Source organism: Stenotrophomonas sp. 10L48, from assembly GCF_056395105.1.
On the sequence record NZ_JBFTIX010000011.1, the window covers coordinates 53,807 to 78,881 of the forward strand.

The window sequence follows — 25,075 nt, forward strand, 5'->3', positions numbered from 1 at the left end:
CAATCAGGCGCGCGCGTGGACGTAGTACTGAGCGCCCAGCGGCAGCCAGCCCAGTGAGCGTTCGGTCGCGCGAAGGAACGACAGGGCCTTCGGGAAAAAGACGATGTATCGCGCCTTGATCGTCCGGAAAGACTGCCTGCCCACCAGGCCGAGCAGCTCATTGCGCGGCAGCAGGATCGCGTCCTCGTCGAATTCGCAGTCGCGCACGACCTTCATGGTCAGCGGATTCAGCATGTTGTGTTCGAACACCAGGAAATGCCCGCCAGGCTTGAGTACGCGACGGATCTCGGCTGTCCAGTGCTCGCGCTGGTCCACCGGGATGTGGTGGTACACGCACGCCACGAACACGATGTCGAACGTGGCGTCCGGATAGGGCAGGGCGTTGTCGACTATGACCTTGAACGACGCCAGATCACCATGGCGCTGCTGGGCCATGGCAACGCTCTCCGAAGAGATGTCTGCGCCATGCAGTTCGGCCTTGGGAAGGGCGCGCCGCAGCGGGGCAATCGACCCGCCGATGCCTGTGCCGAAATCCAGCACCTTGATGGCCTTGCGGGCATCTTCGCCGAGCTCGCGTGCAGCGACGTTCGCTTTGTACTCGGCGAAGTACTCCGACTCCTCCCCGCTGGCGGTGATGCTCGCATTGTGCAGATCGCGGTACTGGGCCGCGTAGCGATCGAACTCGGGTTGCTCGTTGTTGTTCATGGCTCTTCTCTCTCGGCGCTCGAAAGCACTACGCCTTGGAAATGGATTGCACCGCGAAAGCCGGCTTCTTGTTCGCGACGCCCATCAGGCGCCCGATGTACTCGCCAACCACGCCCAGGATCACCAGCTGCACACCACAGGTGAACAGTACGACCGACATCAGCGACGCATAGCCTGGGTTGCGGATGGTTCCGGTCAGGTGGGCGATAACGATGTAGGTGAGGTAGGCAAAGCTGATGGCAGCGATGGCAGTACCGAAGTAAGAGGCCATTCTCAGCGGAAGATGGGAGAACGTGATGAAGATGTTCATCGCGTGGGAAATCAGCTTGCGCAGCGTATATGCGCTCTCACCATGGCGGCGCGCGCCATGTTCAACGGAGACCGTCGCCACACTGGCCGTCAGCCAGGACAACATGCCGTCCAGGTAGGGCTTGCTCAGGTCGAACGCACTCAACTGCTCGGCCAGTGTCCTGTCAATGCAGCGGAACGAGGTATAGCTGTCGTTGAGGTCCGGGAACGATACCTTGAGCGTGCGCCGCATCAGCTCGGAGCTTATGTTCCGGTACCAGGCATGCGTACGTGCCGGGAACACGCCGTAGACCAGCGGCGTCTCATCGTTGCAGGCGGCGAGCATTGCCGGGATGCTTTCCGGCGGATGCTCCAGGTCATCATCCATCGTGACCACCGCCGCGCCGCGTGCGTGCGAGATGCCGCAAAGCGTGGCGGCATGCTGGCCGAAATTGCGCGACAGCCTGATTCCCTTGACGTGAGGATCAACGGCAGTGATCGACTGGATCGCACGCCAGGCATTCACGTCGCCCCTGTCGTCGACGAGGATGACCTCGTAGCTGATATTGGCCAACCCCAGGCAGGCGCCGACACGCTGGCACAGCTCAGGCAGGGCCGCTACGCCGCCGTAGACCGGCACTACCACGGAGACTTCGGGAGGAGAGATTTCAACCATAGTATTTCTGCAGCACCTTGCGGGCGTAGTGGTCACCTGCGTCCAGGCCAAGGCCGAGACGGTCGGCAACCTTCCAGGCGGCGGTAGCATCGACCTGGAAGGCTTCTCTGCGGGGAACGATGCGTGCGCGTCCACGCTTGCCGAGCAGTTCCTCCAACATGGATACGAGCTTTGTCACAGCCACCGGGTGGCGGGCTGCGATGACCGTGGAACGCCGCTCGTTGGCCGGGTCCGCAAGCAGCTCCGGCACGATCAGCGCGATGTCGTCGATATCCACAAGGTTGCGCTCGGCGCCGTCGTAGATCGTGAAATCCAGCCCGTCGATGATGTGGGAGGCGAGGTAGTTGGTCAGCGTGTTGGGATTGGACGTCCTGCCCACGACCTGTGGCAACCTGAATACGAATCCCCCCGGTCGGTCGAGTACCAAGGCTTCCATGCGGGCCTTGTGCCGGACATAGGGGGACGGCGGCAGATGGTCGAAGCCCACGACGCAACTGCTGAAGTACACGAACCGGGTGTGATCACGCAGCAGATTCGCTTTCAGGAGCTCATTCTCGCGCTCGAATTCACCCTCATCCGTCTCAGATGAATTGGATACTCCGGACGCAAGGATGATGACCGATTCGTCATCCTGATAGCGTGCACGGAAGGCCTCGGCAAGCAGTCCTCTACCTACGATCATCTCAGCGTGCGTCTCGCCACTTACGGAGGTCGCGGCCAGCAGAAATGCTCATCGGGAAGGTGCCTTCGTTGCCAAGGGGAGGGCTGCAGGGACAGACCCGCCGACAGTGTATTCGTTGACCCGACACCAATGCTAGGCAGGCCCGGTCGCCGTCCTCAGCGGCGGCTGGCCTGGAGCGTGCGATTAACGGCATAATTCGGGCCATTTACGACGCCGCAAGTCGGCAGGACGAGGAGATGGGCCTCAAGTACAGGGCTGATATCGATGGGCTTCGGGCCATCGCCGTCCTTGGCGTGCTGTTGTATCACCTGGACCCTCGGCTGGTGCCGGGGGGATACGTGGGTGTAGACGTATTCTTCGTGATTTCCGGCTTCCTGATCTCCCGGATCATCTACGGGGAAATGGAGGCTGGCAGCTTCTCCATTGCTCGATTCTACGTTCGCCGTGCCCGACGGATCCTTCCGGCGCTGCTTTCGGTCGTGCTGGCGACCTCGGTGGTCGCGATGCTGGTGCTCTACCCAAGCGAGCGCGTGCAGTACGCACAGTCTGCGATCGCGTCCATCCTGTTCTCGGCCAACTTCTATTTCTACGCCACGCTGAATTATTTCTCGCCGGCGGCCGATGAAATCCCCCTGCTGCACCTGTGGTCGCTGGGCATCGAAGAGCAGTTCTACATCCTGTTCCCGCTATTGGCATTGCTGCTGACCCGGATTGGACGCAAGCTGTTTACCGGCCTGCTGGGCGTCCTCTTCCTTGCATCCCTGCTCACCTGCGCGTGGGCCCTGGCGGTGAATCCCTCAGGCGCGTTCTACCTGCTGCCGTTCCGGGCGTTCGAGTTGTTGACCGGTGCCCTGATCGCATTGGTGCCGGTTGCATGGACACCCGCCCGACGCCTTGCCGGGTTTTTGTCCTGGGTTGGGTTGGCGGCCATCGTCACAGCCATGTACGGCTTCGACAAGGGCACGCATTTTCCGGGTTTTGCTGCACTGCTGCCCTGTGCGGGTGCAGCGATGCTGATCATGGCGCATGGACATGGCCAGGTCGGTCGCCTGCTGTCCTCCCGGGGAATGGTATGGGTAGGGAAGCGTTCTTATTCGCTCTATCTGGTGCATTGGCCAGTGATCGTGTTCGCGCATCGATTCTGGCCCGATTCGGTCTCCATGGCCTGGGTTCCCGTGTTGGCGGCAGTCTCATTGCTGCTTGCCCACCTCAACTTCGAGCTGGTGGAGCAGAAGCTGCGCAATGCGAAGCCGTCCTGGCGCAATGGCAAGGTGCTGGCTACTTCCGCGCTGTCGATGCTGGTGGTCGTTTCCGCTGGCATGGTGGTGGTCAAGGAGAAGGGTTTCCCGGGATCCCAGGACGCACACGTCGCGCAAGTCCTGGCCTCGCTGGATTACGATCCTTCGGTCGACTACCGCTCACGGACCTGTTTCCTGGATCCGGACCAGTCTCCTGACCAGGCCGATGTTTCCGGCTGCATTCCCGGCAAAGGGCAGCGCCGCGCGATGCTGTGGGGCGACAGCCATGCGATCCATTTCCTGAAAGGTTTCCAGCCCGCATTTGCAGCAAAGGGCTACGAGATCGGCGCCCTGACCGCCTCAGCCTGCCCCCCGTTGGTAGGCGTGGAAATTGGCGAGCGTCCGCACTGCAAGGCGTTCAATGATTTCGCCCTGCAGCGTCTGGTCGATGAGAAGCCGGATGTAGTGATCCTTTCTGCGCTCTGGTATGCCGATCCGGCCTGGATGTCTGCCTTGGACAAGTCCATCGCTGCCCTTCGCGCCGCCGACATACGGGTCGTCGTGTTGGGCATATCCCCGATGTTCAAGCAGCGCGTACCACTGGTCGTGGCAGACAAGATGCGTGCCGGTGCTGATCCGCGCTACTCAAGCACTGATCTGGATCCCAACTGGATCTCGGGCCCCGAAGCCATGATGAAGGCTCATTTCAAGGGGCGCACCGATGCCACGTTCATTTCCGTGATGGACCGGGCCTGCGTGCAGGGCCGCTGCCCGCTGCTGGACGAGCATGATCATCCGCTCTATTACGATATCGCGCACCTGACGCCAGAGGGCTCAGTGCAGTACGCCGCGCTGCTGGTACCTGTGATTCTGGACTGATTGCGCGCGCGCCTGTGCAGAGTGGTTTTCAGCCTGCGAATGTAGAACGGGACGGCAGTCGCCGTCCCGTTGCTTGTCTACAGGAGGGGGCCACGTCGGGCCGCCTCCATGAATGAAGAGCGGGTCACGCCCTGCCGTAACTGTCCTCGAACCGAACGATGTCGTCCTCGCCCAGATAGCTGCCCGACTGCACTTCGATCAGTTCCAGCGGCAGCTTGCCCGGGTTCTTCAGGCGATGGGTCACACCCAGAGGGATGTAAGTGCTCTGGTTCTCCGACAACAGGATGACCTCATCGCCACGGGTCACTTCGGCCGTGCCGCTGACCACGATCCAGTGCTCGGCACGGTGGTGGTGCATCTGCAGGCTCAGGGTCGCACCCGGTTTGACGGTGATCCGCTTGACCTGGAACCGGGCGCCATTGTCGATGGAGTCATAGGCGCCCCACGGGCGGTAGACCTTGCGGTGCGCGGCGGCTTCGCTGCGCCCATCGCGCTTGATCTGGCCAACGATCTCCTTGACGTCCTGCACGCGGTCCTTGTGACCGACAAACACGGCGTCATCGGTTTCCACCACAACCACGTCCTGCAGGCCGACCATCGCGATCAGGCGGTTTCCGTAGGCATAGCTGTCCTTGCAGTCCAGCGCGATCACGTCGCCGTGGCAGGCATTGCCGTCGGCGTCCTTGTCGGACACCTCCCACAGTGCCGACCAGGAGCCCACGTCGTTCCATCCGGCATCCAGCGGGACCACGGCGGCATCGGCGGTCTTTTCCATCACCGCATAGTCGATGGAATCGTTCGGGCTGGCGGCGAAGGCTTCCGCATCCAGGCGGATGAAATCGTTGTCGCGGGCGGCCTTGTCGAGCGCGGCGCGGCAGGCCGCCAGGATCGCCGGCTGCAGGGTCTCCAGCTCCTTCAGGTAACGCGAGGCCTTGAACAGGAACATGCCGCTGTTCCAGTAGTACTCGCCTGAGGCGACGTACTTCTCGGCAGTGGCCTGGTCGGGCTTCTCCACGAACCGGTCGACCGCGCGTACGCCTTCGCCGATGGCAGCCTTGATGTAGCCATAGCCGGTTTCCGCAGCAGTCGGCACGATGCCGAAGGTCACCAGCTTGCCGGCTTCAGCGGCAACCGCGGCCTGTTTCACGGCTGCATGGAAGGCTGCTTCGTTGCGCACGACATGGTCGGAGGGCAGCACCAGCAGCAACGCATCATTGCCACCGGCCAGCGCCTGCAGGGCGGCGATGGCAATGGCCGGAGCGGTATTGCGACCCACCGGCTCCAGGATCAGCGCCTGCGGCAGGACCTTGCACTCGCGCAGCTGTTCGGCAGCCATGAAACGGTGTTCCTGGTTGGCGACCACGATCGGCGCAGCACCGGCGATCGATGCGACGCGCTTCCAGGTGGCCTGCAGCATCGTGTCATCGCCGACCAGCGGCAGGAACTGCTTCGGGTATGCCTCGCGCGACAGCGGCCACAAGCGCGTGCCGGAGCCGCCGGAAAGAATGACGGGAACGATTGGAGTCATGGTGCGTCCTTTACTCAGTGATTTGCCGGCGTGCCGCCGATCAAGTCGGTCAGTTCACGGATGCGGTCCTGAAGCAGGGCCTCGTTTCCGCGGGTTTCGATGTTCAGGCGCAGCAGCGGCTCGGTGTTGGAGCTGCGCAGGTTGAAGCGCCATTCCGCGAAATCGGCGCTTACCCCGTCGGTACGATCCAGCAGCGGCTGCTGCGGCTCGAAATGGGCCAGCACGCGGGCCACGGTCGCCTTGGCATCCTCGACGCGGAAGTTGATTTCACCACTGCAGGGATAGGCCTTCATGCGGTCGGCCACCAGTTCGCCCAGCGACTTGCCGCTGCTCGATACCAGCTGCGCGATCAGCAGCCACGGGATCATGCCGGAGTCGCAGTAGGCGAACTCGCGGAAGTAGTGGTGGGCGCTCATCTCGCCGCCATAGACGGCGTCCTCGGCGCGCATGCGTTCCTTGATGAAGGCATGGCCGGTCTTGCTCATCACCGGTACGCCGCCTGCCTGTTCGACCATCTCCACGGTGTTCCAGGTCAGGCGCGGGTCGTGGATGATCTTGCCGCCGGGCTGGCGGACGAGCAGGGCAGTGGCCAGCAGGCCGACCAGGTAATAGCCCTCGATGAAATTGCCGTCGGCATCGAAGAAGAAGCAACGGTCGAAGTCGCCATCCCAGGCGATGCCGAAGTCCGCACCACTGGCACGCACTGCGTCGCGGCTGGCCGCGCGGTTCTCCGGCAGCAGCGGATTGGGAATGCCGTTCGGGAAGCTGCCATCGGGTTCATGCTGGATGCGGATGAACTCGAAGGGCAGGTGCGGGGCCAGTTCGTCGATGATCAGGCCGGCACCGCCGTTGCCCGGATTGGTGACGATCTTCAGCGGCTTCAGTTTGGCCACATCGACATAGCCCAGCAGGTGCTGGATATAGGCAGTCTTGTCGGTGTCGCTGGAGACCGTCCCCTTGCCGTCGCCAAGCGGAGCGTCGGAAGCAGCAAAATCGCGGATATCGAAAAGGCCGGTGTCGCCGCTGATCGGCTTGGCGCCGTCGCGTACCAGCTTCATCCCGTTGTAATCCATCGGATTGTGGCTGGCCGTCACCATGATGCCGCCCGCCGCCTTGCGGTGGAACGTCTGGAAATACACTTCCTCGGTGCCGCACATGCCGATGTCGATGACATCGCGACCGCTCGCGGTCAGGCCTTCGATGGCGGCCTGCAACAGGGCCGGGCTGCTCAGTCGGATGTCGTGTCCCACAACTACCGGTCCCGGGCCGAGCAACGCCGCAGTACCGGCGCCGATACGGCGAGCCAGGCGTTCGTCAAGTTCGTCCGGGACGCGGCCGCGGATGTCGTAGGCCTTGAAACACGGGAGCGTCATCAATGCAGTCCTTCACGGGTTGACCCCGGATTATAGCGACTGGCCCTGTTGGAACGAGTGATCCTGCCCAGCGTCCCTGCGGGCCCTCCAAAATGCTGGAATGCCGTGCAACCTGTTGATTGCACGGCATTCCTGCAGACGCATCAGCCCAGCGCCGCTTCCAGCTCCGGCAGGATCGTGAACAGATCCCCGACCAGGCCGATGTCGGCAATCTCGAAGATCGGCGAATCCGCGTCCTTGTTGATGGCGACAATCGTGCCGGCATCCTTGATGCCGGTCAGGTGCTGGATGGCACCGCTGATGCCCACGGCCACATACAGCTCCGGCGAGATGATCTTGCCGGTCTGGCCGACCTGCAGGTCGCTGGGCACGTAGCCGGCATCCACCGCGGCGCGCGAGGCACCCACGGCGGCGCCGAGCTTGTCGGCCAGCTGGAAGATGACCTTGAAGTTCTCTTCCGAACCAACACCACGGCCACCGGAGACCACGCGCTTGGCGCTCTGCAGGTCCGGGCGGTCGCTGGCACCGGCGGCCAGGCCGACGAAGCGGGTGTGGGTCGGCAGGGAGGCGTCGACGCTTGCGGCCTCAACCGCGGCGCTGCCGCCTTGGGCGGCTTCCGGCCACGACGCGGCACGCACGGTGGCGACCACGATCTGGTCGGTTGGTGCTTCCACGGTGATGATCGCGTTGCCGGCGTAGATCGGGCGCTTGAAGGTGTGGCTGCCTTCGACGGCCATCAGGTCGGAGACCTGGTTGACGCCAAGCAGGGCGGCCACGCACGGCATCAGGTCCTTGCCGAAGGTGGTCGACGGGCCGAACACGTGGGTGTAACCCTTGGCCAGCTGTGCGATCTGCGGGGCCAGTACCTGGGCCAGCGCCTGTACGTTGGCGGCGTTGGCCACGGTCAGGACCTTGGCGACGCCGGCGATCTTGGCCGCTTCAGCCGCAACGGCGGTCGGGTCGGCGGCCAGCACCAGCACGTCGATGCTGGCGCCGCTGATGGCGGCTGCGGCGCTGACCGTCTTGGCGGTAGCGGCGTTGAGCTTGCCGTCGTGGTGCTCGGCGATGACGAGAATCTTGCTCATTACAGCAACCCCTTCTGCTTGAGTGCGGCAACCAGTTCGGCCGCGTCCTTGACCATCACGCCCTTGCTGCGCTTGGACGGTGCGGCGTACTGGGTGGTCTTGAAGGTGTCGGCAGCTTCAACACCGAGGTCGGCCAGCTGCAGGGTCTCCAGCGGCTTGGCCTTGGCCTTCATGATGTCGGGCAGCTTGATGAAGCGCGGCTCGTTCAGGCGCAAGTCGGTGGTGACCACGGCCGGCAGGTCGACTTCCAGCGTTTCCAGGCCGGCGTCGACTTCACGGGTTACCGTGGCCTTGCCGTCGGCAATGTCGAGCTTGCTGGCGAAGGTGGCCTGCGGACGCCCCCAGAGCGTGGCCAGCATCTGGCCGGTCTGGTTGGCGTCGTCGTCGATGGCCTGCTTGCCCAGGATCACCAGGTCCGGCTGTTCCTTCTCAACCAGCTTGAGCAGGGTGCGGGCGGCGGTCAGCGGCTGGATGGCCTGGTCGGTAACGACGTGAATGGCACGGTTTGCGCCCATGGCCAGGCCATTGCGCAGGTGCGCCTGGGCGTCGGCCGGGGCGATGGTGGCGACAACCACCTCGGTGGCGATGCCCTTGTCGCGCAGGCGCAGGGCTTCTTCCAGGGCGATTTCATCGAAGGGATTGGGCGACAGCTTGACGCCGTCGGTGACCACGCCGGAACCGTCCGGCTTGACCTGAATGCGGACGTTGTAGTCCACCACGCGCTTGTACGCGACGAGGATTTTCATCTGGTACTCGATCCTTGTAGTGCCGGCCGCCGGCCGGCTCACAGTAACGGGAAACGTCCGGTTCTCGCACAGCAACCGGTTCGGGGGTGGGACCCCGATTCTAACTGGCCGAAGGCGACCATGCGAATGCGTATGGTTTTGCTGCGGTGCGGCGGAAACGGGCCACTGGGAGCCTTCGTTCACCTGCGGCGGGCAGTCGTGAAGAGGTCGCCGATGTATCCTGTCGCGCTGCCGGGGTGCTGCGAGTGCCTGGGGCGAAACATCGAACAGGAGAACAGGTAGTGCCCACATGGCTTGTCACCGGCGGTGCCGGATTCATTGGCGGTAACTTCGTTCTCGAGGCCGTCTCCCGCGGCATCAAGGTCGTCAATCTCGATGCGTTGACCTACGCCGGCAACCTGAAGACGTTGTCCAGCCTGGACGGCGATCGCAACCATGTCTTCGTGCAGGGGGACATCGGTGACAGCGCGCTGGTTTCCCGCCTGCTGGCCGAGCACCAGCCCGATGCCGTGCTGAATTTCGCCGCCGAAAGCCACGTCGACCGTTCGATCGATGGCCCTGGCGCCTTCATCCAGACCAATGTCGTCGGCACCCTCGGCCTGCTTGAGGCAGTGCGGGACTACTGGAAGGCGTTGCCGCCCGAGCAGGGCGCGGCATTCCGCTTCCTGCATGTCTCCACCGACGAGGTGTACGGCACCTTGGGCGAGACCGGCAAGTTCAGCGAAACCACCCCGTATGCCCCGAACTCGCCGTACTCGGCGTCCAAGGCCGCCTCGGACCATCTGGTGCGTGCGTTCCACCATACCTACGGGCTGCCGGTGCTGACCACCAACTGCTCGAACAACTATGGTCCGTACCACTTCCCGGAGAAGCTGATCCCGCTGGTGATCGCCAAGGCGCTGGCCGGTGAGCCGCTGCCGGTGTACGGCGACGGCAAGCAGGTGCGCGATTGGCTGTTCGTGTCCGACCACTGCGAAGCGATCCGTACCGTGCTGGCCAAGGGCCAGGTGGGCGAGACCTACAACGTCGGCGGCAACTCCGAAAAGCAGAACATCGAAGTGGTGCAGGCGATCTGCGCGCTGCTGGACCAGCGCCGCCCGCGTGCGGACGGCCAGCCGCGCAGCAGCCAGATCACCTACGTTGCCGACCGCCCGGGCCATGACCGCCGTTACGCGATCGATGCCTCCAAGTTGAAGAACGACCTGGGCTGGGAACCTGCCTACACCTTTGAACAGGGCATCGGCTTCACCGTCGACTGGTACCTGGACAACCAGGAGTGGGTGAACGGCGTGCTCGACGGCAGTTATCGCCTGCAGCGCATCGGCACCGCGGCCTGAACCAAGGACACGACATGACCCAACGCAAGGGCATCATCCTCGCCGGCGGTTCCGGCACCCGGCTGTATCCGATCACCAAGGGCGTCAGCAAGCAGCTTCTGCCGGTGTACGACAAGCCGATGATCTATTACCCGCTCAGTGTGTTGATGCTGGCGGGCATCCGTGAAGTACTGATCATCAATACCCCGCACGAGCAGGCCTTGTTCCAGCAGCTGCTGGGTGACGGTTCGCAATGGGGCATGGACATCCAGTACGCCGTGCAGCCCAGCCCCGATGGTTTGGCGCAGGCCTATCTGATCGGCCGTGACTTCGTCGGCGGCAAGCCGAGCTGCCTGGTGCTGGGTGACAACATCTTCCACGGCCATGGCCTGACCGACATGCTGCGGCGCGCCGACGCACGCGACGCGGGCGCCACCGTTTTCGGCTACTGGGTGAATGATCCCGAGCGCTACGGTGTGGCCGAGTTCGACAAAGATGGCAAGGTCGTCGGTCTGGTCGAGAAACCGCAGAATCCGCGTTCCAATTACGCCGTCACCGGCCTGTACTTCTACGACGGCAATGCCAGTGACTATGCCGCCGAACTGAAGCCCTCACCCCGTGGCGAGCTGGAGATCACCGATCTGAACCAGCGCTACCTCGACGAAGGCAGCTTGCACCTGGAAGCGCTGGGCCGCGGCTATGCATGGCTCGATACCGGCACCCACCAGTCCTTGTTGGAAGCGTCGAACTTCATCGAGACCATCCAGACCCGGCAGGGCCTGCAGGTCTGCTGTCCGGAGGAGATCGCCTTTGGCAAGGGATGGATCAACGCAGAGCAGCTCAACGCGCTGGCCGCGCCGCTGATCAAGAATGGCTATGGCCAGTACCTCGCGAAACTGGCACAGCGGGGTGTGGTGCCGTGAAGGTGATTGAAAGCGCGCTGTCGGGTTGCAAGCTGCTTGAGCCGGTGGTGTTTGGCGACGAACGCGGCTTCTTCTTCGAGACATGGAACGCAGAGCGCTTCGGCAAGCTGGGTCTGCCGACGCAGTTCGTCCAAAGCAACGTCTCCTCTTCCAGTCGCGGCGTCCTGCGTGGGCTCCACTACCAGTGGCCGCGCCCGCAGGGAAAGCTGGTGACCGTGCTGGAAGGTGAGGTCTACGACGTGGCGGTGGACATCCGCCGCGGCTCACCCACGTTCGGGCGCTGGGAAGCATTCATTCTCAGCGGCAGCAACCGCCGCCAGCTCTGGATCCCGCCGGGTTTCGCGCATGGTTTCGCAGTGCTGTCCGAAACGGCCCTGTTCAATTATCTGTGCACCGACGTCTACGTGGCCGAAGCCGATGCCGGCATCCGCTGGAACGACGCCGATATCGCGGTGGACTGGCCGGTAGGGGCTCCGATTCTTTCGGCCAAGGACCAGAAGGCGCCTTTCCTGGATCAGTTGGCCGAAGATCGGCTGCCGGTCTACGTGCCATGATGATCCTGGTGTTCGGCGGCAATGGCCAGGTAGGCCAGGAGCTGCTGCGCGCTCTGGCGCCGCTGGGTACCGTGGTGGCAACCACGCGCAGCGGCCAGTTGCCCGACGGAGGATCCTGCGAAGTGGCCGATTTCGATCAGCCCGACAGCCTGCCGGCGTTGTTGGATCGGCTGCAGCCGTCGATCGTGGTCAATGCCGCGGCCTATACCGCAGTCGACCGCGCCGAGCAGGATGTTGCAGCAGCATTTCGTGCCAATGCCGAAGCGCCCGGGGTCATCGCGCGCTGGTGCGCAGCCCACGATGTCCCGCTCGTGCACTACTCCACCGACTACGTGTTCGATGGACAGGGCAACACGCCCTACCGCGAAGACGAGCCGACCGCGCCGCTGGGTGTGTACGGCAGCAGCAAGCGTGGTGGTGAAGAGGCCGTGCGCGCGGCGGGCGGGCGCCATCTGATTTTCCGCACGGCGTGGGTGTATGCCGCACATGGCACCAATTTCCTGCGGACCATGCTGCGCGTTGGCGCTGCTCGCAGCGAGCTGCGGGTAGTGGCAGACCAGGTTGGTACGCCTACCCCGGCGGCCTTGATCGCCGATGTCACTGCGCATGCGCTGCAGCACCCGGGCCGCTTGTCCGGCACCTGGCACCTGACAGCGAATGGGCAAACCAGCTGGCATGGTTTCGCCGAGGCGATTTTTGCCGAGGCGCTGGCCACCGGCATGATGGTGGAAGCGCCGAGGGTGCAGGCCATAACCAGCGCCGAGTACCCGACGCCAGCCCGCAGGCCGGCGTGGTCGGTGCTGGACAACCGCAGGCTGCAACGTGATTTCAGCCTGCAGCTGCCCGCATGGCAGGACGGCTTGAAGCGTGTGATGGCGGAAATCGCCGGTTCCTGACCGGGCCGGGTCCTGCTGGCCGCCGTGCGGTGTGCCCGCATCCAGCCAATGGCGCAGGGTGAGTTCGCATACAATTCCCCCACTCTCGACAATGGAAGCGGCATGACGCTGGGCTCGCCCCAGGACCGCTATCCCGTCGCGCCCAGGACCGCAGGGGACCGCTTTGAAATTCGCTCACGATCAGAAACGCGTGCTGGTAACCGGCGGCGCCGGCTTCCTCGGCTCCCATCTCTGCGACCGCTTGGTCGAAGCTGGCCACGACGTGCTGTGCGTGGACAATTTCTACACCGGCAACAAGGCCAACGTCGAAGATCTGCTCGGCCACCCGCGCTTCGAACTGATGCGCCACGACGTGACCTTCCCGCTGTACGTGGAAGTGGACCGGATCTTCAACCTGGCCTGCCCGGCATCGCCGATCCACTACCAGCACGATCCGGTGCAGACCACCAAGACCAGCGTGCATGGCGCCATCAACATGCTGGGCCTGGCCAAGCGCGTGCGTGCCCGCATCCTGCAGGCCAGCACCAGCGAGGTCTACGGCGATCCGGAGATCCATCCGCAGGTGGAGGGCTACTGGGGCCGGGTCAACCCGATCGGCATCCGCAGCTGCTACGACGAAGGCAAGCGCTGCGCCGAGACGCTGTTCTTCGATTACTGGCGCCAGCACCAGCTGGAGATCAAGGTCATGCGCATCTTCAATACGTATGGCCCACGCATGCACCCCAACGACGGCCGCGTGGTCAGCAACTTCATCGTGCAGGCGCTGCAAGGCGAGCCGATCACCATCTATGGTGATGGCCAGCAGACGCGCAGCTTCTGCTATGTGGACGATCTGATCGAAGGCATGTTGCGCCTGATGGACTCGCCGGCCGATTTCACCGGTCCGGTCAACATCGGCAATCCGTCCGAGTACACCATGCTGGAACTGGCCGAAACGGTGGTGCGCCTGGTCGGCGGCACGTCCAGGATCGAGTACCGACCGCTGCCATCCGATGACCCGCGCCAGCGCCAACCGGATATCAGCCTGGCCAAGGCCACGTTCGACTGGGAGCCCAAGGTGGCCCTGGAAGATGGTCTGAAAGAGACCATCAGCTACTTCCGCCATCGCCTGCAGGCTTGAGGAAACCGCGATGCGCAAGATTGTCGTGATGCCGGTGTACGAAGACCTGGAAGCTTCTTCCCGGCTTTTCCTTGAGCTTGCGCGTACGCAGGGTGGCGATACCTACGTCGTTGCCGTCGACGACGGCTCGGTGCGCCAACCACTGCCGATCTCGGCGATCGAGGCCTCCGGGCTGGAGGGCGTGGTGATCAAGCTGCGCCGCAATGTCGGCCACCAGCGTGCCATCGCCATCGGCCTGAGCTACGTGGCCGAGCACTTCGGCAACGATGTCATCGTGGTGGCGATGGACTCCGACGGCGAAGACACGCCGGAGAGCATCACCGAGCTGGTTGCCGGGCTGGAGTCTGTCGATGTGGATGTGGTCGTTGCGACCCGCCGCAGCCGGGTGGAGTCACTGAAATTCAAGACCTTCTACCTGTTCTACAAGCTGCTTTTCACACTGCTCAGTGGGCGTCGGATCAGCTTTGGCAATTTCATGGCGGCAAAAATGCCTGCGGTGCGCCGGCTGGCATCAATGCAGGAACTGTGGACCCACGTGGCCGCCAGCGTGCTCAGTTCCAAGTTGCGGGTGCAGACCTGTTCACTGGACCGCGGTCCGCGCTACGCAGGCCGCAGCAAGATGAACTTCGTCGGGCTGGCCCTGCATGGGTTCCGTGCGCTGATGGTGTTCGCCGAGGACGTGCTGGTGCGTGTGGGTATCGCCTGCACGATTGTCGCGGCGCTGTCGGTGACCGGTGGGGTGATCGCAACGCTGCTGAAGATGCTGGGGTTCGCAACGCCCGGCTGGTTCTCGCTTGCCTTCGGTATCCTGTTGCTGGTGTTCCTGCAGACGGCTGCATTGACCCTGATCATCCTTATGCTGTCGGGCATGATCCGCAGCGGTGGCGTGCTGGGCATCGGCAGCTATCGGGAGTTCGTTGATGAGGTCCAGCATGCCGCCCGCCGCAGCGCATGATGCGTTGGGTGGCCAGTTCCTGCGCTACCTGATCAACGGCCTGGTGGCCACGGCGGTGCACTACGGGGTGTTGCGCTTCAACATCGAAGTGCTGCACATGTCATTGGCCGCTGCGGCCAATGCGCTGGCCGCTGTGTTTGGCATTGCCACCTCGTTTCTGGGCAGCCGCTACTTCGTGTTCCGTGGCCGGCAGGGCAGCGTGGCCTGCCAGGGGGCGCTGTTCCTGCTGGTATACGCCGTCATTGCGATGCTGCATGCACTGGTGATGTACGTCTGGGCCGACCGTTTCGGCCTGGACTACCGCATCGGCTTCCTGCTGGCGACCGGCATGCAGATGGCTTTCAGTTTTCTCGCCAACAAATTCGTGGTGTTCCGATGAACAAATACCTGCGCGCACTGCTGGCAACGATGGCCTTCATCGTCGTTCTGCTGCTGGTCTACTACGTGCACGTCCGCCATTTCAGGGTAAATGTGGTGCTGTATGCCAGCATCGTCGATGCGGTCATCGCATTGGTGGTGGTTTTTGCGGGCCTGTACGCGCTGAAGTGGTTCGCCGGCTTCAACCGCCTGGAGCTGATCCAGCTGGCCGCGATCTGGCTGCTGGGAGGCTACATCTTTGCCATCTCGGTGCCGACGGTCATCGACCGCTCGCTGTCGTTCTACATCCTTGAAAAACTGCAGCAGCGGGGGGGCGGCATCCGCGAGGATGCATTCCGCCAGGTGTTTACCGAAGAGTACGTGCGTGAGCACCACCTGGTGGAGGTGCGGCTGACCGAACAGCTGCAATCAGGCACCATCGAGATCCACGATGGTTGTGTGAAACTCACCGGCCGCGGTGAACGGTTGGCGTCCTTCAGCCGCTTCTATCGGCAGAACCTGCTGCCCACCCATCGCCTGCTGATGGGGCAGTACTCCGATGCGCTGACCGATCCTTTCCGCGACAGTCATATGTCGAGCGACTACCGCTGCCGATAGGCCTTCCCGTTCGATGCTGCTTTTCATCAACCTCCATTCCATTCGTTGCCGGACGTCGAGATGACACCCAGTCCTTCCACCGCGAGCTCTGCACGCTGGCGCCTCGCCAGCGTCATCCTGCTGACGATCCTGATCCTTGTGTCCCTTGCCCTGACGRCAAGGAAGTCCGACTTCCAGATGTCGCTGCTCGGCCAGGCGTTCGTCGCCGACGCTGGTTTTGAGGTGTCCGTTCCCAAGGAGGTCGTCGATGCCCGCGCGCTGGTGATGCGGCAGCCGCACGATCTGTCGCCGCTGTCGCTGGGGCAGGGGCTGAAGGACGATGAACTGATCCGCCAGCGCATGTGGGAAGCCTTGTATCCGCAGCGCTTCAGCGATGCCGATACGCCACACCGGATCCTGCGCGCCACCGACCCGGTACTGAACGCATGCCAGCTGATCGACAGGAGGGGAGATGTCGTTCTTGCCGACTGCCGCTGACCGCGGGCGCCGCGCGGCGCTGGTCATGCTTGTTTCGCTGCTGCTCTGCTACGGCCTGGCCGCCGTGGGCGTGATGGGGTGGCCGATGCTGGCACTGTTTGCCGTATTCCTCGCCGGCGCAGCACTTTCGCTTCTGGGACTGCGCGAACTGCGCGTGGCGATTCCGGTGCTGGTGGTGCTGGCGCTGGTGGGGATTTCGCTCGGCAGCCCAGGCGATGCCTGGGACCCGCGTTCGATCTGGTTGTTCCATGCCAAGCGCATCTATCTGGACGGCACGTTGTACGCCCAGCTGGATGATTACGCGCCTTGGAGCCATAACGATTACCCCGCGCTGGTACCGCTGCTGATGGCCGCAGCTGCCGGCCTGCTGGGACACTGGAATGAACTGCTGCCCAAGGCAGTGGCACCACTGCTGCTGTTGCCCGCCCTGCTGCTGATCGCGCCGGGCCTGCGCTCGCGCTGGTGGGTGGCACTTCTGGCATTGCTGCTGCTGCGGGTGGGCAGGGAAATGCTGGTCAACGGCTACATGGACACGCTGGTGGCGTTGTACGCGCTGACCGCGCTGGTACTGGCGATGCGCCTGCGCGGTACCGATGACAGCCGTCGGCCTGGCGACATCGTGGCGCTGGCACTGGTGGTGGCGGTGCTGTCGCTGCTGAAGAACGAGGGCGCAGTTCTGGCAGCGGTGGTGGTCGGCAGTGTGGTGCTGGAAGGGGCGCTGCGCGAACGCCGGCTTTGCTGGCGCGTGCTGTTGGCCTTTGTCGTTGCGCTGCTGCCGCTGCTGGCGTGGAAGACGTCGGTCGCTGCAGCGCATATAAGCAACGATCTTGCCGGGTCCGACCTGCAGTCGCAGCTGCTGGTACGGCTGACGACCGACGGCGGGTCCGCCATGATCCTCAAGCGCCTGTTGCTGGACGAGTGGATGCTGGCGCCGCTGCTGGTGCTGGCCGTGCTGTGGCGTCGGGTTCTGCAACGGCCGCTGGCCGCGGTGGCGCTGCTGGCCGCGCTGGGCTACATCGCCGTGCTTTTCCTGGTCTACCTGAGTACGCCGCAGGATCTGGCCTGGCATCTGCAGACCAGCGCCGTCCGGGTCCGTCAGCCCGTCGTGCTGCTGCTGTTCCTGGCGGCCACGGTTGCAGTCTGGCGGGCTGACCCGGCAGCGCCTGCCACGTCAGATCCACGGTGAATCCGGCGGCGTTGCAGGCTCCTGGTGCGGCGCACTCCAGCGGATCGGATGGCAAGCTGCTCGCTGCCGCACAGGCCAGGGTCGATCACTTGGCTTCCGGTGCTGCACAGGTTTGTCGCCCGCTGTACGCCAATGCGGAGGGCCAGGTCTGCGCTCACATCTTCCGGTACGCGGCCCGGTTGTTGCCTGGCCAGCCGGGGATCAGGCGCGGGTAGTCCTGCGTTTCCCAGCAGCGCGTCTGGGCGCACCGGGTAACGGTGCCAGCAGCGCCTCCAGGTCGGCTGCGTCGAAGCGCGGTGCTGCGTTGCCGCTCCCTTCCAGTATGGAGTCGGCCAGGTCGGCCTTGCGCTGCTGCAGCTCGGCGATCCGTTCCTCGACGCTGCCGGCGGTGATCAGCTTGTAGACGAACACCGGCTGGTCCTGGCCGATGCGATGGGCACGGTCGGTGGCCTGGTTCTCGGCGGCCGGATTCCACCAGGGATCGAAGTGGATGACGGTGTCGGCAGCGGTCAGGTTCAGGCCCACGCCACCGGCCTTCAGGCTGATCAGGAACACGGGAACCTCGCCCTGCATGAAGCGCTGCACGGGCGTGACCCGGTCCTGGGTATCGCCGGTGAGCTGCACGTAGGGCAGGCTGAGTTCCCGCAGGGCCTGGCCGATCAACGCCAGCATGCCGGTGAACTGCGAGAACAGCAGGATGCGCCGCCCTTCCTCGACCATGGCAGGCAACATCTCGCGCAGCAGGTCCAGCTTGGCCGAACCGGCAGCGCGCGCGGGTGTCTCGCCTGGCAGCAGGCGCGGATCGCAGCAGACCTGGCGCAGCTTCAGCAACGCGTCCAGTACCACGATGTGATTGCGCGCCAGCCCGCTGCCGTTGATCGCATCGCGGACCTGCTTTTCCATCGCCGCACGCACGGCTTCGTACAGATCACGCTGGGCGCCTTCCATTGCCACGGTGCGGGTGATGACCGTCTTCGGTGGAAGCTCGGAAGCGACCTGGTCCTTGCGCCGGCGCAGGATGAAAGGTCGCAGCCGCTGGGCCAGCAGCTGAGCACGACGCTGGTCGCTGCCGCGCTCGATGGGATGGCGCCAGTGCTGGTTGAACTGTTTTTCGCTGCCGAGCAGGCCGGGCAGCAGGAAGTCGAACTGCGTCCACAGCTCGCCCAGATGGTTCTCCAGCGGGGTGCCGGTCAGGCACAGGCGATGACGCGCCTGCAGCGTGCGCAGCGTGGCCGCCGCGCGCGACCTGGGATTCTTCACCTGCTGTGCCTCATCCAGGATCAGCAGATGGTAGGAATGCGCCTGCAGCGCCGGTTCGTCGCGCCAGAGCAGGGGATAGGTGGTGAGTATCAGATCATGGGCGGCAATGGCGTCGAACTGCGTGTCACGTGCGGGGCCGTGCAGGGTCAGTACACGCAGATCCGGGGTGAAGCGCGCCGCTTCGCTCTGCCAGTTGTGCAGCAATGAGGTTGGCACGACCACCAGCGCCGGCTTGTCCAGGCGGCCACTCTGCTTTTCAACCAGCAGATGGGCCAGGGTCTGCAGTGTCTTGCCCAGGCCCATGTCATCGGCCAGCACGCCGCCCAGGCCCTGCTGGCGCAGGTACTGCAGCCATGACAGGCCTTCAAGCTGGTAGCTGCGCAGCGTCGCGCGCAAACCCTGAGGCGCTGGGACAGCGCTCATCGCCGGGGCGTCCAGCAGGCGCTGCACGCGTGCACGGGTATCGTTGCTGCTGTGCAGCCGTAACTGCGCAGCGTCCTGCAGGGCCTGCAGCCGTCCGCGATCATGCGCCTGCAGGCGCAGCGGTTGCCCACGGTCGCCGAACAGGTCCGCAAGCAGCGCGATCACCGGCTTCAGCCGCGCTGCCCGCAGGGCAAGACGTTCATTGTCTGCCGTCGTCAGCAATACATTCTCGTCATCGCCAATGGCATCCAGCTGGCCGCGCAGCCAGCGCGGATCGGACTGCAGTACGCCCTGCAGCAGCGGAACCAGCGCAATGCTGCGGCCATCGACATCGATGGTCAGGGCCAGGTCGAGCTCGTTGCTGTCAGCGGACACCGACCGGACATCCAGGTCGATGTCCTCCACCCGGGTGATGCGGTGGCGGAAGGCGTCGTCAGTCTCGATCTTCCAGCCCAGCGCTTCCAGCCGCAGCACATCCTCCAGCAGGAAGCGGGTCCAGTCGAAACTGCGCAGCTCGAACAACGGGCCGCCGCCGTCCAGCACGATGCGCGGTTGCCGCTCGCGGTGCAGGTGGACGCTGTGCAGTTCAGCCTCGCGCCGTGCCTCCCCGGCCAGGTCACGCGGCAGCAGGTAGAGCTGGCCCTCGGCGTCGTGCACGAACAGCGAGGGGTCGTCGAGAAAACGCACGTGTTCGTCGTACTCGAACGCGACGGTGGCGACGTCGAGCCATTGCGAGGGGTCACGTTCGGTGAGCCAGGCAGGTCGGTATTCCATGCTGTGCAGATGCAGGATCGGTGTCATCGCCTGGATCTGCAGGGTAGGCAGTATCGGATCGGCGGCCGCACGCAGCGAACCCGGTTCACCCTCCAGTGAGTTCTGCAGTGCGGCCAGCAACACCGCGGCGACATGCTCGCAGTGCGTGCCAGCCGGGCAGGTGCAGCGACTCTGCAGGGGGCTGTGCGGGGTGCGGGCGCTGGCATCCAGGTCGATCGCCACCTGCCAGCCCTCGACCTGGGCGGTCAGCAGCGGTGACCGGTAGCGCAGCTCGCGCACTGCCGACACCTGGTGGTTGCCCTTTTCCAGCGTCCCGGCATCCAGCCAGCGGGACAGTTCCCCTCCGGTGAATACTTCGGCCATGCGTCGTCCTGTCCTCTCCATCTACAGCACGCGTTGCCAAGGGCACCGCAAGCGGGAAAGGGAACATTCTACGGATTGGCAGCCCGGCATGCCGGTTCATGCTGCGGCGCATCCCAGCCGGTAACGGGTGTGCCGCTAGAATGGCGGCATTCTCACCGGGTAGGGCAGTAGAGATGCAGCAATCAACTTCCAGCGGCACGCGCAGCAAGCGTTTCGCCTCTGCGGCGCAAGCCCTGCAGGGTGTGGTCGCCGATGGCCAGACCCTGGCCGTGGGGGGCTTCGGCCTGTGCGGCATTCCCGAGGCACTGATCGCCGCGTTGCGCGACAGTGGCGCCAAGGGCCTGACCGTGATCTCCAACAACGCCGGCGTCGATGGCTTCGGCCTGGGCCAGCTGCTGGAAACCCGGCAGATCAGCAAGATGATTTCGTCGTACGTGGGCGAGAACAAGGAATTCGAACGGCAGTTCCTGGCCGGCGAGCTGGAGCTGGAATTCAATCCGCAGGGCACCCTGGCCGAGCGCCTGCGTGCCGGCGGGGCGGGTATCCCGGCGTTCTTCACCGCCACCGGTTACGGCACCGTGGTCGCCGAGGGCAAGGAAACCCGCGAGTTCGATGGCAAGCACTATGTGATGGAAACCGCGCTGCGCGCCGACGTTGCCCTGGTCAAGGCCTGGAAAGCCGACGAGGCCGGCAACCTGGTGTTCCGCAAGACCGCGCGCAACTTCAACCCGGCCTGTGCAATGGCCGGCAAGGTCTGCATCGTGGAAGTGGAGGAGGTGGTGCCGGTCGGCAGCATCGATCCGGACCAGGTGCACCTGCCGGGCATCTACGTGCACCGCATCGTGCACAACCCCACCCCTGAAAAACGTATCGAACAGCGCACCATCCGTGCGGAGGGCAACTGACATGGCATGGACCCGCGATGAGATGGCGGCGCGCGCTGCGCGTGAGCTGACCGATGGCGCCTACGTGAACCTGGGCATCGGCCTGCCGACGCTGGTGGCCAACCACATTCCCGAAGGCGTGGACGTGTGGCTGCAGTCGGAAAACGGCCTGCTGGGCATCGGTCCGTTCCCCACCGAGGCCGAGGTGGACGCCGACCTGATCAATGCCGGCAAGCAGACCGTCACCGCACGTGCGGGCGCCAGCTACTTCGGCAGCCATGACAGCTTTGCGATGATCCGCGGTGGCCACGTCAACCTGGCCATCCTCGGTGCGATGCAGGTGACCGACAAGGGCGACCTGGCCAACTGGATGGTGCCCGGCAAGATGGTCAAGGGCATGGGCGGTGCGATGGACCTGGTGGCCGGCGTGCAGCGCGTGGTGGTGCTGATGGAGCACACCGCCAGGAACGGCGAGCACAAGATCCTGGCCGAATGCACGCTGCCGCTGACCGGTGTGGGCGTGGTCGACCGCATCATCACCGACCTGGCGGTATTCGATGTGACCGATGACGGCCTGGTGCTGGTGGAGACTGCGGCGGGTGTGGGCGAGGATGAGTTGAAGGAAAAGACCGGCGTCGCGTTCAAGCGCCGCTGAGCATCCACGGGGCGGCGTGTCGCTGCCCCATCTCCCTGATCTCCCATGCTATTCCCCCACGATCTGCCTGATGCTGACGTCCGACATCTGCCGGGCTGGTTGCCAGCGGCCGACGCCGATGCACTGCAGCGTGTATTGGCGCAGGAAGTCCCCTGGGAAACCCACCGCATCCGCATGTTCGGCAACTGGGTGGATTCACCGCGGTTGAGCTGCTGGATCGGTGATCCGCAGGCGCGTTACCGCTATTCAGGCACCGAGTTCATCCCGCATCCGTGGCCACCGTTGCTGCAGGAACTGCGCATCCGCCTGCAAGAACAGAGCGTCGGTCGATTCAACAGCGTACTGCTCAACCGCTATCGCGGCGGCAGCGACTACATGGGCTGGCACAGCGATGACGAGCCCGAGCTGGGGCCGGCGCCGCTGATCGCTTCGTTGAGCCTCGGCGCAGCGCGGCGGTTCCTGCTGCGCCGCCGCGATGACACCACGCGCAAGGCGGAATTCCTGCTCGGTCATGGCGACCTGCTGCTGATGGGCGGCGCCACCCAGCGCCACTACCAGCACGCGCTGCCGAAGATGGCGCGGGTGCAGGGCGAACGCATCAACCTGACGTTCCGCTGGATCCATCCGCGTTGACCAGGGTTCGCCGGGCATGGCCCGGCGCTACCAGGAACCGGTGGCGGTAGCGCCGGGCCATGCCCGGCGTGCGAAACGGGCAACCTCAGCGCTTCAGCGCCTGCTTGTCATTCCGCCCGCTGGTCAGCGTCCAGCCCACCACGTCCTGCGCCACCTGCTGCAGGCCACGCTCGAACGCCGCTGCCACTGCCGACACATCGGTGCTGCCCACCGGCTGCAACTGGCGGAAGGTGCGGTCGGCGACCACGCGCTGGTTGGTGACGTCGATCAGCTTGGCGTTGATCTCGATGACGACCGTCGGCGTTGCCTGGCCCTGGTAATCCGATTCGAAGCGACGGATGTCGGTGGACAGCTTGTAGTCGGCGCGGATGCCGGCGGCAACGCGGGCCACGCCGTGGATGCGGCCGGAATCCTCGAAGCCACGCAGCAGGGTGTCTTCGATCATGTCGGTGGCCGGCTGCGCCCAGCTGGCGCCCTTGTAGATCTCCAGCTCCGACGGCGTCGGCCGTACGTTGATGCGCGGGCTGTCGACCATGCGCGCGGCGCTGGGCTTGGCCAGCACCAGCTGCCAGTCGGCCTGCGGCCAGCTGGGGTCGACCTTGACCTGCACGGCCGGCGAATACAGGGTGACGGGGTTCTTGTCGCCGCTGCCGAGGATCGAGCAGCCACCCAGCAGGGTGGCCAGCGACGCTGCCAGCAACAGGCGCGGAAGGGTGGTCGGGCTCATTTGGGTTCGAACTCCTTCGGGGCGTCGCGGCCGAGCAGGTAGCGTGCGGGATTGTTCTCGAGGCGGTCGCTGACCCGGCGCAGGTCGCGGATCAGGCCACGCAGTTCACCCAGGGTCGGGCCGAGCTGGCCCAGGCCGTCATTGGCGAAGCTGTTGATGGCGGCGCGGTTTTCGCCAAGGATCGAATCGGCATTGCCGGCCGCCGAATCAAGCTTGGCCAAGGTGGCGTCGAGCTTGTCGATGATGCCCGGCAGCTGCTGCACCAGGTTCTTGTCCAGGCGCTCGATGGTGCCGTTGGTGGTCTTCAGGGTGGCGTCAAGGCTGCGCGCGGCATCGCGCGCGCTGAGCAGCAGCGACTGCGTACCCTGGTCGCGGTCGGCCAGGCCGCCACTGATGGTTTCCAGGTTGGCCAGGGTGGCGTTGATCGAGGCGACGTTGCGGTCGCTGAGGATCTGGTCCATGCGCTCGACGATGCGGTTGGCCACGTCGGTGATGTTCTGCAGCGCCGACGGCGTGGTCGGGATGATCGGTGCCGGGTCCTTGTTGACCGTGGTCAGCGCCGGCGACTGCGGCGTGCCGCCGCTGAGCTGGATGATCGACGGGCCGGTCAGGCTGGTGATCGCCAGCTTGGCGCGGGTATCGGTCTTGACCGGCGTGGTCGAGTTCAGGCGGATGCGCGCGACCACCTGGCGCGGGTCATCCGGTACCAGGTTCAGTTCGGTGATCGAGCCCACCGCGATGCCGTTGTACTGCACCGGGCTGCCGACCGACAGGCCGGTCACCGCTTCGCGGAACACCACCCGGTATTCCTGCCAGGTGCGGTCGGAGGAGTACTTGGCGGCCCACAGGCCGAAGGCCAGCAGGGCAAGGCCGGTGATCAGGGTGAACGCGCCGATCAGCACGTAGTTGGCTTTTGTTTCCATGGCTCAGGCACTCTCGATCTGTTCGCCACGCGCAGCGCGCGCGCGGGGTCCGTGGAAGTATTCCTGGATCCACGGATGATCCAGTCTCTCGATTTCCGGCAGCGGCGCATTGGCCACCACCTTGCGGTCGGCGATGACCGCCACCCGGTCGCAGATCGCATACAGCGTGTCCAGGTCGTGGGTGATCAGGAACACGGTCAGCCCCAGCGCCTCCTGCAGCGTCTTGATCAGGCGATCGAACGCCGCCGCACCGATCGGGTCCAGGCCGGCGGTGGGCTCATCCAGGAACAGCAGGGGGGGATCCAGCGCCAGCGCACGTGCCAGGCCGGCGCGCTTGCGCATGCCGCCGGACAGCTGCGAGGGCAGCTTGTTGATGGCATCGGCGGGCAGGCCGGCCAGTTTCACCTTCAGCAGTGCCAGTTCGTAATGCCAGCGCTCGGGCAGTTCGCGGTGGTGTTCCTTCAGTGGCACCTGCACGTTCTCGCCGACGGTCAGCGACGAGAACAGGGCGCCGTCCTGGAACAGCACGCCGGTGTTGCGCTCGATATGCAGGCGGCTCTCGGGATCGTCGGCGCGCGCATCGCGGCCGAGCACCTCGATCTGCCCTTCATCCGGCACGCGCAGCCCGAGGATCGAGCGCATCAGCACCGATTTGCCGGTACCCGAGCCGCCCACCACGCCAAGGATCTCGCCACGGCGCACGTCCAGGTCCAGCCCTTCATGCACGGTCTGGCTGCCAAAGCGGTTGACCAGCCCGCGCACGCGTATGGCCAGGTCGTGGCCGTCGTCGTCCTGCATGGGCACGTCTTCGGGGGTCGGATGCGTAGTCAT

Annotated in this window: 25 protein-coding genes; 14 read left to right on the top strand and 11 right to left on the bottom strand. The window is 64.6% G+C overall.

What is annotated here, in order from left to right:
- Positions 1-3: 3 nt before the first annotated feature.
- From AC1DCU_RS17250 to AC1DCU_RS17260, 3 genes are read right to left on the bottom strand one after another with little or no spacing between them, the layout of a single operon-like run.
- Positions 4-705, bottom strand: coding sequence for a class I SAM-dependent methyltransferase (locus tag AC1DCU_RS17250; RefSeq protein WP_033830282.1), 702 nt, complete (start codon positions 703-705; stop codon positions 4-6).
- A gap of 28 nt (positions 706-733) precedes the next feature.
- Positions 734-1,669, bottom strand: a complete 936-nt coding sequence (locus tag AC1DCU_RS17255; RefSeq protein ID WP_160170323.1) for a glycosyltransferase family 2 protein — start codon at positions 1,667-1,669, stop codon at positions 734-736.
- The gene (locus AC1DCU_RS17260; RefSeq protein WP_099782741.1) at positions 1,662-2,351 is read right to left on the bottom strand and encodes an NAD-dependent epimerase/dehydratase family protein; all 690 of its coding nucleotides are present in this window, start codon (positions 2,349-2,351) and stop codon (positions 1,662-1,664) included. The genes AC1DCU_RS17255 and AC1DCU_RS17260 overlap by 8 nt, the downstream gene beginning before the upstream one ends.
- A 236-nt stretch (positions 2,352-2,587) precedes the next feature.
- On the opposite strand from AC1DCU_RS17260, the gene AC1DCU_RS17265 reads away from it, so the two are divergent.
- On the top strand, positions 2,588-4,468 hold the full coding sequence (locus AC1DCU_RS17265; RefSeq protein ID WP_442251687.1) for an acyltransferase family protein: 1,881 nt from the start codon (positions 2,588-2,590) through the stop codon (positions 4,466-4,468).
- Between the two features lie 124 nt (positions 4,469-4,592).
- Here the strand turns inward: AC1DCU_RS17265 and AC1DCU_RS17270 are convergent, their stop codons facing one another.
- The 4 genes from AC1DCU_RS17270 to AC1DCU_RS17285 all read right to left on the bottom strand — a co-directional run bounded on the left by AC1DCU_RS17270 (position 4,593) and on the right by AC1DCU_RS17285 (position 9,200).
- Positions 4,593-5,996, bottom strand: coding sequence for a mannose-1-phosphate guanylyltransferase/mannose-6-phosphate isomerase (locus tag AC1DCU_RS17270; RefSeq protein ID WP_033830285.1), 1,404 nt, complete (start codon positions 5,994-5,996; stop codon positions 4,593-4,595).
- A 14-nt stretch (positions 5,997-6,010) separates the two neighbouring features.
- On the bottom strand, positions 6,011-7,369 hold the full coding sequence (locus tag AC1DCU_RS17275; protein WP_033830286.1) for a phosphohexomutase domain-containing protein: 1,359 nt from the start codon (positions 7,367-7,369) through the stop codon (positions 6,011-6,013).
- Between the two features lie 143 nt (positions 7,370-7,512).
- On the bottom strand, positions 7,513-8,454 hold the full coding sequence (locus AC1DCU_RS17280; RefSeq protein WP_282280430.1) for an electron transfer flavoprotein subunit alpha/FixB family protein: 942 nt from the start codon (positions 8,452-8,454) through the stop codon (positions 7,513-7,515).
- Positions 8,454-9,200: an electron transfer flavoprotein subunit beta/FixA family protein gene (locus AC1DCU_RS17285; RefSeq protein WP_032976362.1), complete on the bottom strand. Its 747-nt coding sequence runs from the start codon at positions 9,198-9,200 to the stop codon at positions 8,454-8,456. The genes AC1DCU_RS17280 and AC1DCU_RS17285 overlap by 1 nt, the downstream gene beginning before the upstream one ends.
- Positions 9,201-9,481: 281 nt before the next feature.
- On the opposite strand from AC1DCU_RS17285, the gene rfbB reads away from it, so the two are divergent.
- The 10 genes from rfbB (at position 9,482) to AC1DCU_RS17335 (ending at position 17,602) form a co-directional block, all read left to right on the top strand.
- Positions 9,482-10,537 carry a dTDP-glucose 4,6-dehydratase gene (rfbB, locus tag AC1DCU_RS17290; protein WP_033830289.1) on the top strand — a complete coding sequence of 352 codons (1,056 nt, stop codon included), beginning with the start codon at positions 9,482-9,484 and terminating at the stop codon, positions 10,535-10,537.
- 14 nt (positions 10,538-10,551) lie between these two features.
- On the top strand, positions 10,552-11,439 hold the full coding sequence (gene rfbA / locus AC1DCU_RS17295; RefSeq protein ID WP_033830290.1) for a glucose-1-phosphate thymidylyltransferase RfbA: 888 nt from the start codon (positions 10,552-10,554) through the stop codon (positions 11,437-11,439).
- Positions 11,436-11,993, top strand: a complete 558-nt coding sequence (rfbC, locus tag AC1DCU_RS17300) for a dTDP-4-dehydrorhamnose 3,5-epimerase (protein WP_033830291.1) — start codon at positions 11,436-11,438, stop codon at positions 11,991-11,993. The genes rfbA and rfbC overlap by 4 nt, the downstream gene beginning before the upstream one ends.
- The gene (gene rfbD, locus AC1DCU_RS17305; protein WP_442251689.1) at positions 11,990-12,889 is read left to right on the top strand and encodes a dTDP-4-dehydrorhamnose reductase; all 900 of its coding nucleotides are present in this window, start codon (positions 11,990-11,992) and stop codon (positions 12,887-12,889) included. Before rfbC ends, rfbD begins: the two co-directional genes overlap by 4 nt.
- A 163-nt stretch (positions 12,890-13,052) precedes the next feature.
- Positions 13,053-14,009, top strand: coding sequence for a UDP-glucuronic acid decarboxylase family protein (locus tag AC1DCU_RS17310; protein ID WP_442251690.1), 957 nt, complete (start codon positions 13,053-13,055; stop codon positions 14,007-14,009).
- A gap of 10 nt (positions 14,010-14,019) precedes the next feature.
- On the top strand, positions 14,020-14,964 hold the full coding sequence (locus tag AC1DCU_RS17315) for a glycosyltransferase (RefSeq protein WP_032976356.1): 945 nt from the start codon (positions 14,020-14,022) through the stop codon (positions 14,962-14,964).
- Complete coding sequence (locus AC1DCU_RS17320) at positions 14,942-15,343, top strand: GtrA family protein (protein WP_442251691.1); 402 nt, start codon at positions 14,942-14,944, stop codon at positions 15,341-15,343. Before AC1DCU_RS17315 ends, AC1DCU_RS17320 begins: the two co-directional genes overlap by 23 nt.
- The gene (locus tag AC1DCU_RS17325) at positions 15,340-15,939 is read left to right on the top strand and encodes a hypothetical protein (protein WP_312965110.1); all 600 of its coding nucleotides are present in this window, start codon (positions 15,340-15,342) and stop codon (positions 15,937-15,939) included. The genes AC1DCU_RS17320 and AC1DCU_RS17325 overlap by 4 nt, the downstream gene beginning before the upstream one ends.
- A gap of 45 nt (positions 15,940-15,984) precedes the next feature.
- Positions 15,985-16,416, top strand: coding sequence for a hypothetical protein (locus tag AC1DCU_RS17330; protein WP_478014230.1), 432 nt, complete (start codon positions 15,985-15,987; stop codon positions 16,414-16,416).
- On the top strand, positions 16,391-17,602 hold the full coding sequence (locus tag AC1DCU_RS17335; protein WP_442251692.1) for a hypothetical protein: 1,212 nt from the start codon (positions 16,391-16,393) through the stop codon (positions 17,600-17,602). Before AC1DCU_RS17330 ends, AC1DCU_RS17335 begins: the two co-directional genes overlap by 26 nt.
- 201 nt (positions 17,603-17,803) lie before the next feature.
- On the opposite strand, the gene AC1DCU_RS17340 is transcribed toward AC1DCU_RS17335, so the two are convergent.
- On the bottom strand, positions 17,804-20,422 hold the full coding sequence (locus AC1DCU_RS17340) for a DEAD/DEAH box helicase (RefSeq protein WP_442251693.1): 2,619 nt from the start codon (positions 20,420-20,422) through the stop codon (positions 17,804-17,806).
- 173 nt (positions 20,423-20,595) lie between these two features.
- Here AC1DCU_RS17340 and AC1DCU_RS17345 point away from each other — a divergent pair, with 173 nt between their 5' ends.
- The 3 genes from AC1DCU_RS17345 to AC1DCU_RS17355 are packed head-to-tail and all read left to right on the top strand — an operon-like array spanning position 20,596 to position 22,594.
- The gene (locus AC1DCU_RS17345) at positions 20,596-21,327 is read left to right on the top strand and encodes a CoA transferase subunit A (protein ID WP_025878484.1); all 732 of its coding nucleotides are present in this window, start codon (positions 20,596-20,598) and stop codon (positions 21,325-21,327) included.
- 1 nt (position 21,328) lies between these two features.
- The gene (locus AC1DCU_RS17350) at positions 21,329-21,961 is read left to right on the top strand and encodes a CoA transferase subunit B (RefSeq protein ID WP_032976348.1); all 633 of its coding nucleotides are present in this window, start codon (positions 21,329-21,331) and stop codon (positions 21,959-21,961) included.
- A gap of 45 nt (positions 21,962-22,006) precedes the next feature.
- Positions 22,007-22,594 carry an alpha-ketoglutarate-dependent dioxygenase AlkB family protein gene (locus AC1DCU_RS17355; protein WP_033830298.1) on the top strand — a complete coding sequence of 196 codons (588 nt, stop codon included), beginning with the start codon at positions 22,007-22,009 and terminating at the stop codon, positions 22,592-22,594.
- An 85-nt stretch (positions 22,595-22,679) separates the two neighbouring features.
- Here AC1DCU_RS17355 and AC1DCU_RS17360 read toward each other — a convergent pair whose 3' ends face one another.
- From AC1DCU_RS17360 to AC1DCU_RS17370, 3 genes are read right to left on the bottom strand one after another with little or no spacing between them, the layout of a single operon-like run.
- Positions 22,680-23,321 carry an ABC-type transport auxiliary lipoprotein family protein gene (locus AC1DCU_RS17360; protein ID WP_282280443.1) on the bottom strand — a complete coding sequence of 214 codons (642 nt, stop codon included), beginning with the start codon at positions 23,319-23,321 and terminating at the stop codon, positions 22,680-22,682.
- The gene (locus tag AC1DCU_RS17365; RefSeq protein ID WP_025878489.1) at positions 23,318-24,244 is read right to left on the bottom strand and encodes an MlaD family protein; all 927 of its coding nucleotides are present in this window, start codon (positions 24,242-24,244) and stop codon (positions 23,318-23,320) included. Before AC1DCU_RS17365 ends, AC1DCU_RS17360 begins: the two co-directional genes overlap by 4 nt.
- 3 nt (positions 24,245-24,247) lie before the next feature.
- Positions 24,248-25,075: an ABC transporter ATP-binding protein gene (locus AC1DCU_RS17370; protein ID WP_033830300.1), complete on the bottom strand. Its 828-nt coding sequence runs from the start codon at positions 25,073-25,075 to the stop codon at positions 24,248-24,250.

Excerpts from the sequence above, each read along its gene's own strand:
- AC1DCU_RS17370 (WP_033830300.1), bottom strand. The coding sequence starts at position 25,075 with ATGACTACGCATCCGACCCCCGAAGACGTGCCCATGCAGGACGACGAC.
- AC1DCU_RS17320 (WP_442251691.1), top strand. The coding sequence starts at position 14,942 with ATGCCGCCCGCCGCAGCGCATGATGCGTTGGGTGGCCAGTTCCTGCGC.
- AC1DCU_RS17315 (WP_032976356.1), top strand. The coding sequence starts at position 14,020 with ATGCGCAAGATTGTCGTGATGCCGGTGTACGAAGACCTGGAAGCTTCT.
- AC1DCU_RS17260 (WP_099782741.1), bottom strand. The coding sequence starts at position 2,351 with ATGATCGTAGGTAGAGGACTGCTTGCCGAGGCCTTCCGTGCACGCTAT.
- AC1DCU_RS17285 (WP_032976362.1), bottom strand. The coding sequence starts at position 9,200 with ATGAAAATCCTCGTCGCGTACAAGCGCGTGGTGGACTACAACGTCCGC.
- AC1DCU_RS17335 (WP_442251692.1), top strand. The coding sequence starts at position 16,391 with ATGTCGTTCTTGCCGACTGCCGCTGACCGCGGGCGCCGCGCGGCGCTG.
- AC1DCU_RS17325 (WP_312965110.1), top strand. The coding sequence starts at position 15,340 with ATGAACAAATACCTGCGCGCACTGCTGGCAACGATGGCCTTCATCGTC.
- AC1DCU_RS17250 (WP_033830282.1), bottom strand. The coding sequence starts at position 705 with ATGAACAACAACGAGCAACCCGAGTTCGATCGCTACGCGGCCCAGTAC.
- AC1DCU_RS17340 (WP_442251693.1), bottom strand. The coding sequence starts at position 20,422 with ATGGCCGAAGTATTCACCGGAGGGGAACTGTCCCGCTGGCTGGATGCC.
- AC1DCU_RS17365 (WP_025878489.1), bottom strand. The coding sequence starts at position 24,244 with ATGGAAACAAAAGCCAACTACGTGCTGATCGGCGCGTTCACCCTGATC.
- AC1DCU_RS17270 (WP_033830285.1), bottom strand. The coding sequence starts at position 5,996 with ATGACTCCAATCGTTCCCGTCATTCTTTCCGGCGGCTCCGGCACGCGC.
- AC1DCU_RS17265 (WP_442251687.1), top strand. The coding sequence starts at position 2,588 with ATGGGCCTCAAGTACAGGGCTGATATCGATGGGCTTCGGGCCATCGCC.
- AC1DCU_RS17360 (WP_282280443.1), bottom strand. The coding sequence starts at position 23,321 with ATGAGCCCGACCACCCTTCCGCGCCTGTTGCTGGCAGCGTCGCTGGCC.
- rfbA (WP_033830290.1), top strand. The coding sequence starts at position 10,552 with ATGACCCAACGCAAGGGCATCATCCTCGCCGGCGGTTCCGGCACCCGG.
- AC1DCU_RS17350 (WP_032976348.1), top strand. The coding sequence starts at position 21,329 with ATGGCATGGACCCGCGATGAGATGGCGGCGCGCGCTGCGCGTGAGCTG.
- rfbD (WP_442251689.1), top strand. The coding sequence starts at position 11,990 with ATGATGATCCTGGTGTTCGGCGGCAATGGCCAGGTAGGCCAGGAGCTG.
- AC1DCU_RS17345 (WP_025878484.1), top strand. The coding sequence starts at position 20,596 with ATGCAGCAATCAACTTCCAGCGGCACGCGCAGCAAGCGTTTCGCCTCT.
- AC1DCU_RS17280 (WP_282280430.1), bottom strand. The coding sequence starts at position 8,454 with ATGAGCAAGATTCTCGTCATCGCCGAGCACCACGACGGCAAGCTCAAC.
- AC1DCU_RS17255 (WP_160170323.1), bottom strand. The coding sequence starts at position 1,669 with ATGGTTGAAATCTCTCCTCCCGAAGTCTCCGTGGTAGTGCCGGTCTAC.
- AC1DCU_RS17355 (WP_033830298.1), top strand. The coding sequence starts at position 22,007 with ATGCTATTCCCCCACGATCTGCCTGATGCTGACGTCCGACATCTGCCG.
- AC1DCU_RS17275 (WP_033830286.1), bottom strand. The coding sequence starts at position 7,369 with ATGACGCTCCCGTGTTTCAAGGCCTACGACATCCGCGGCCGCGTCCCG.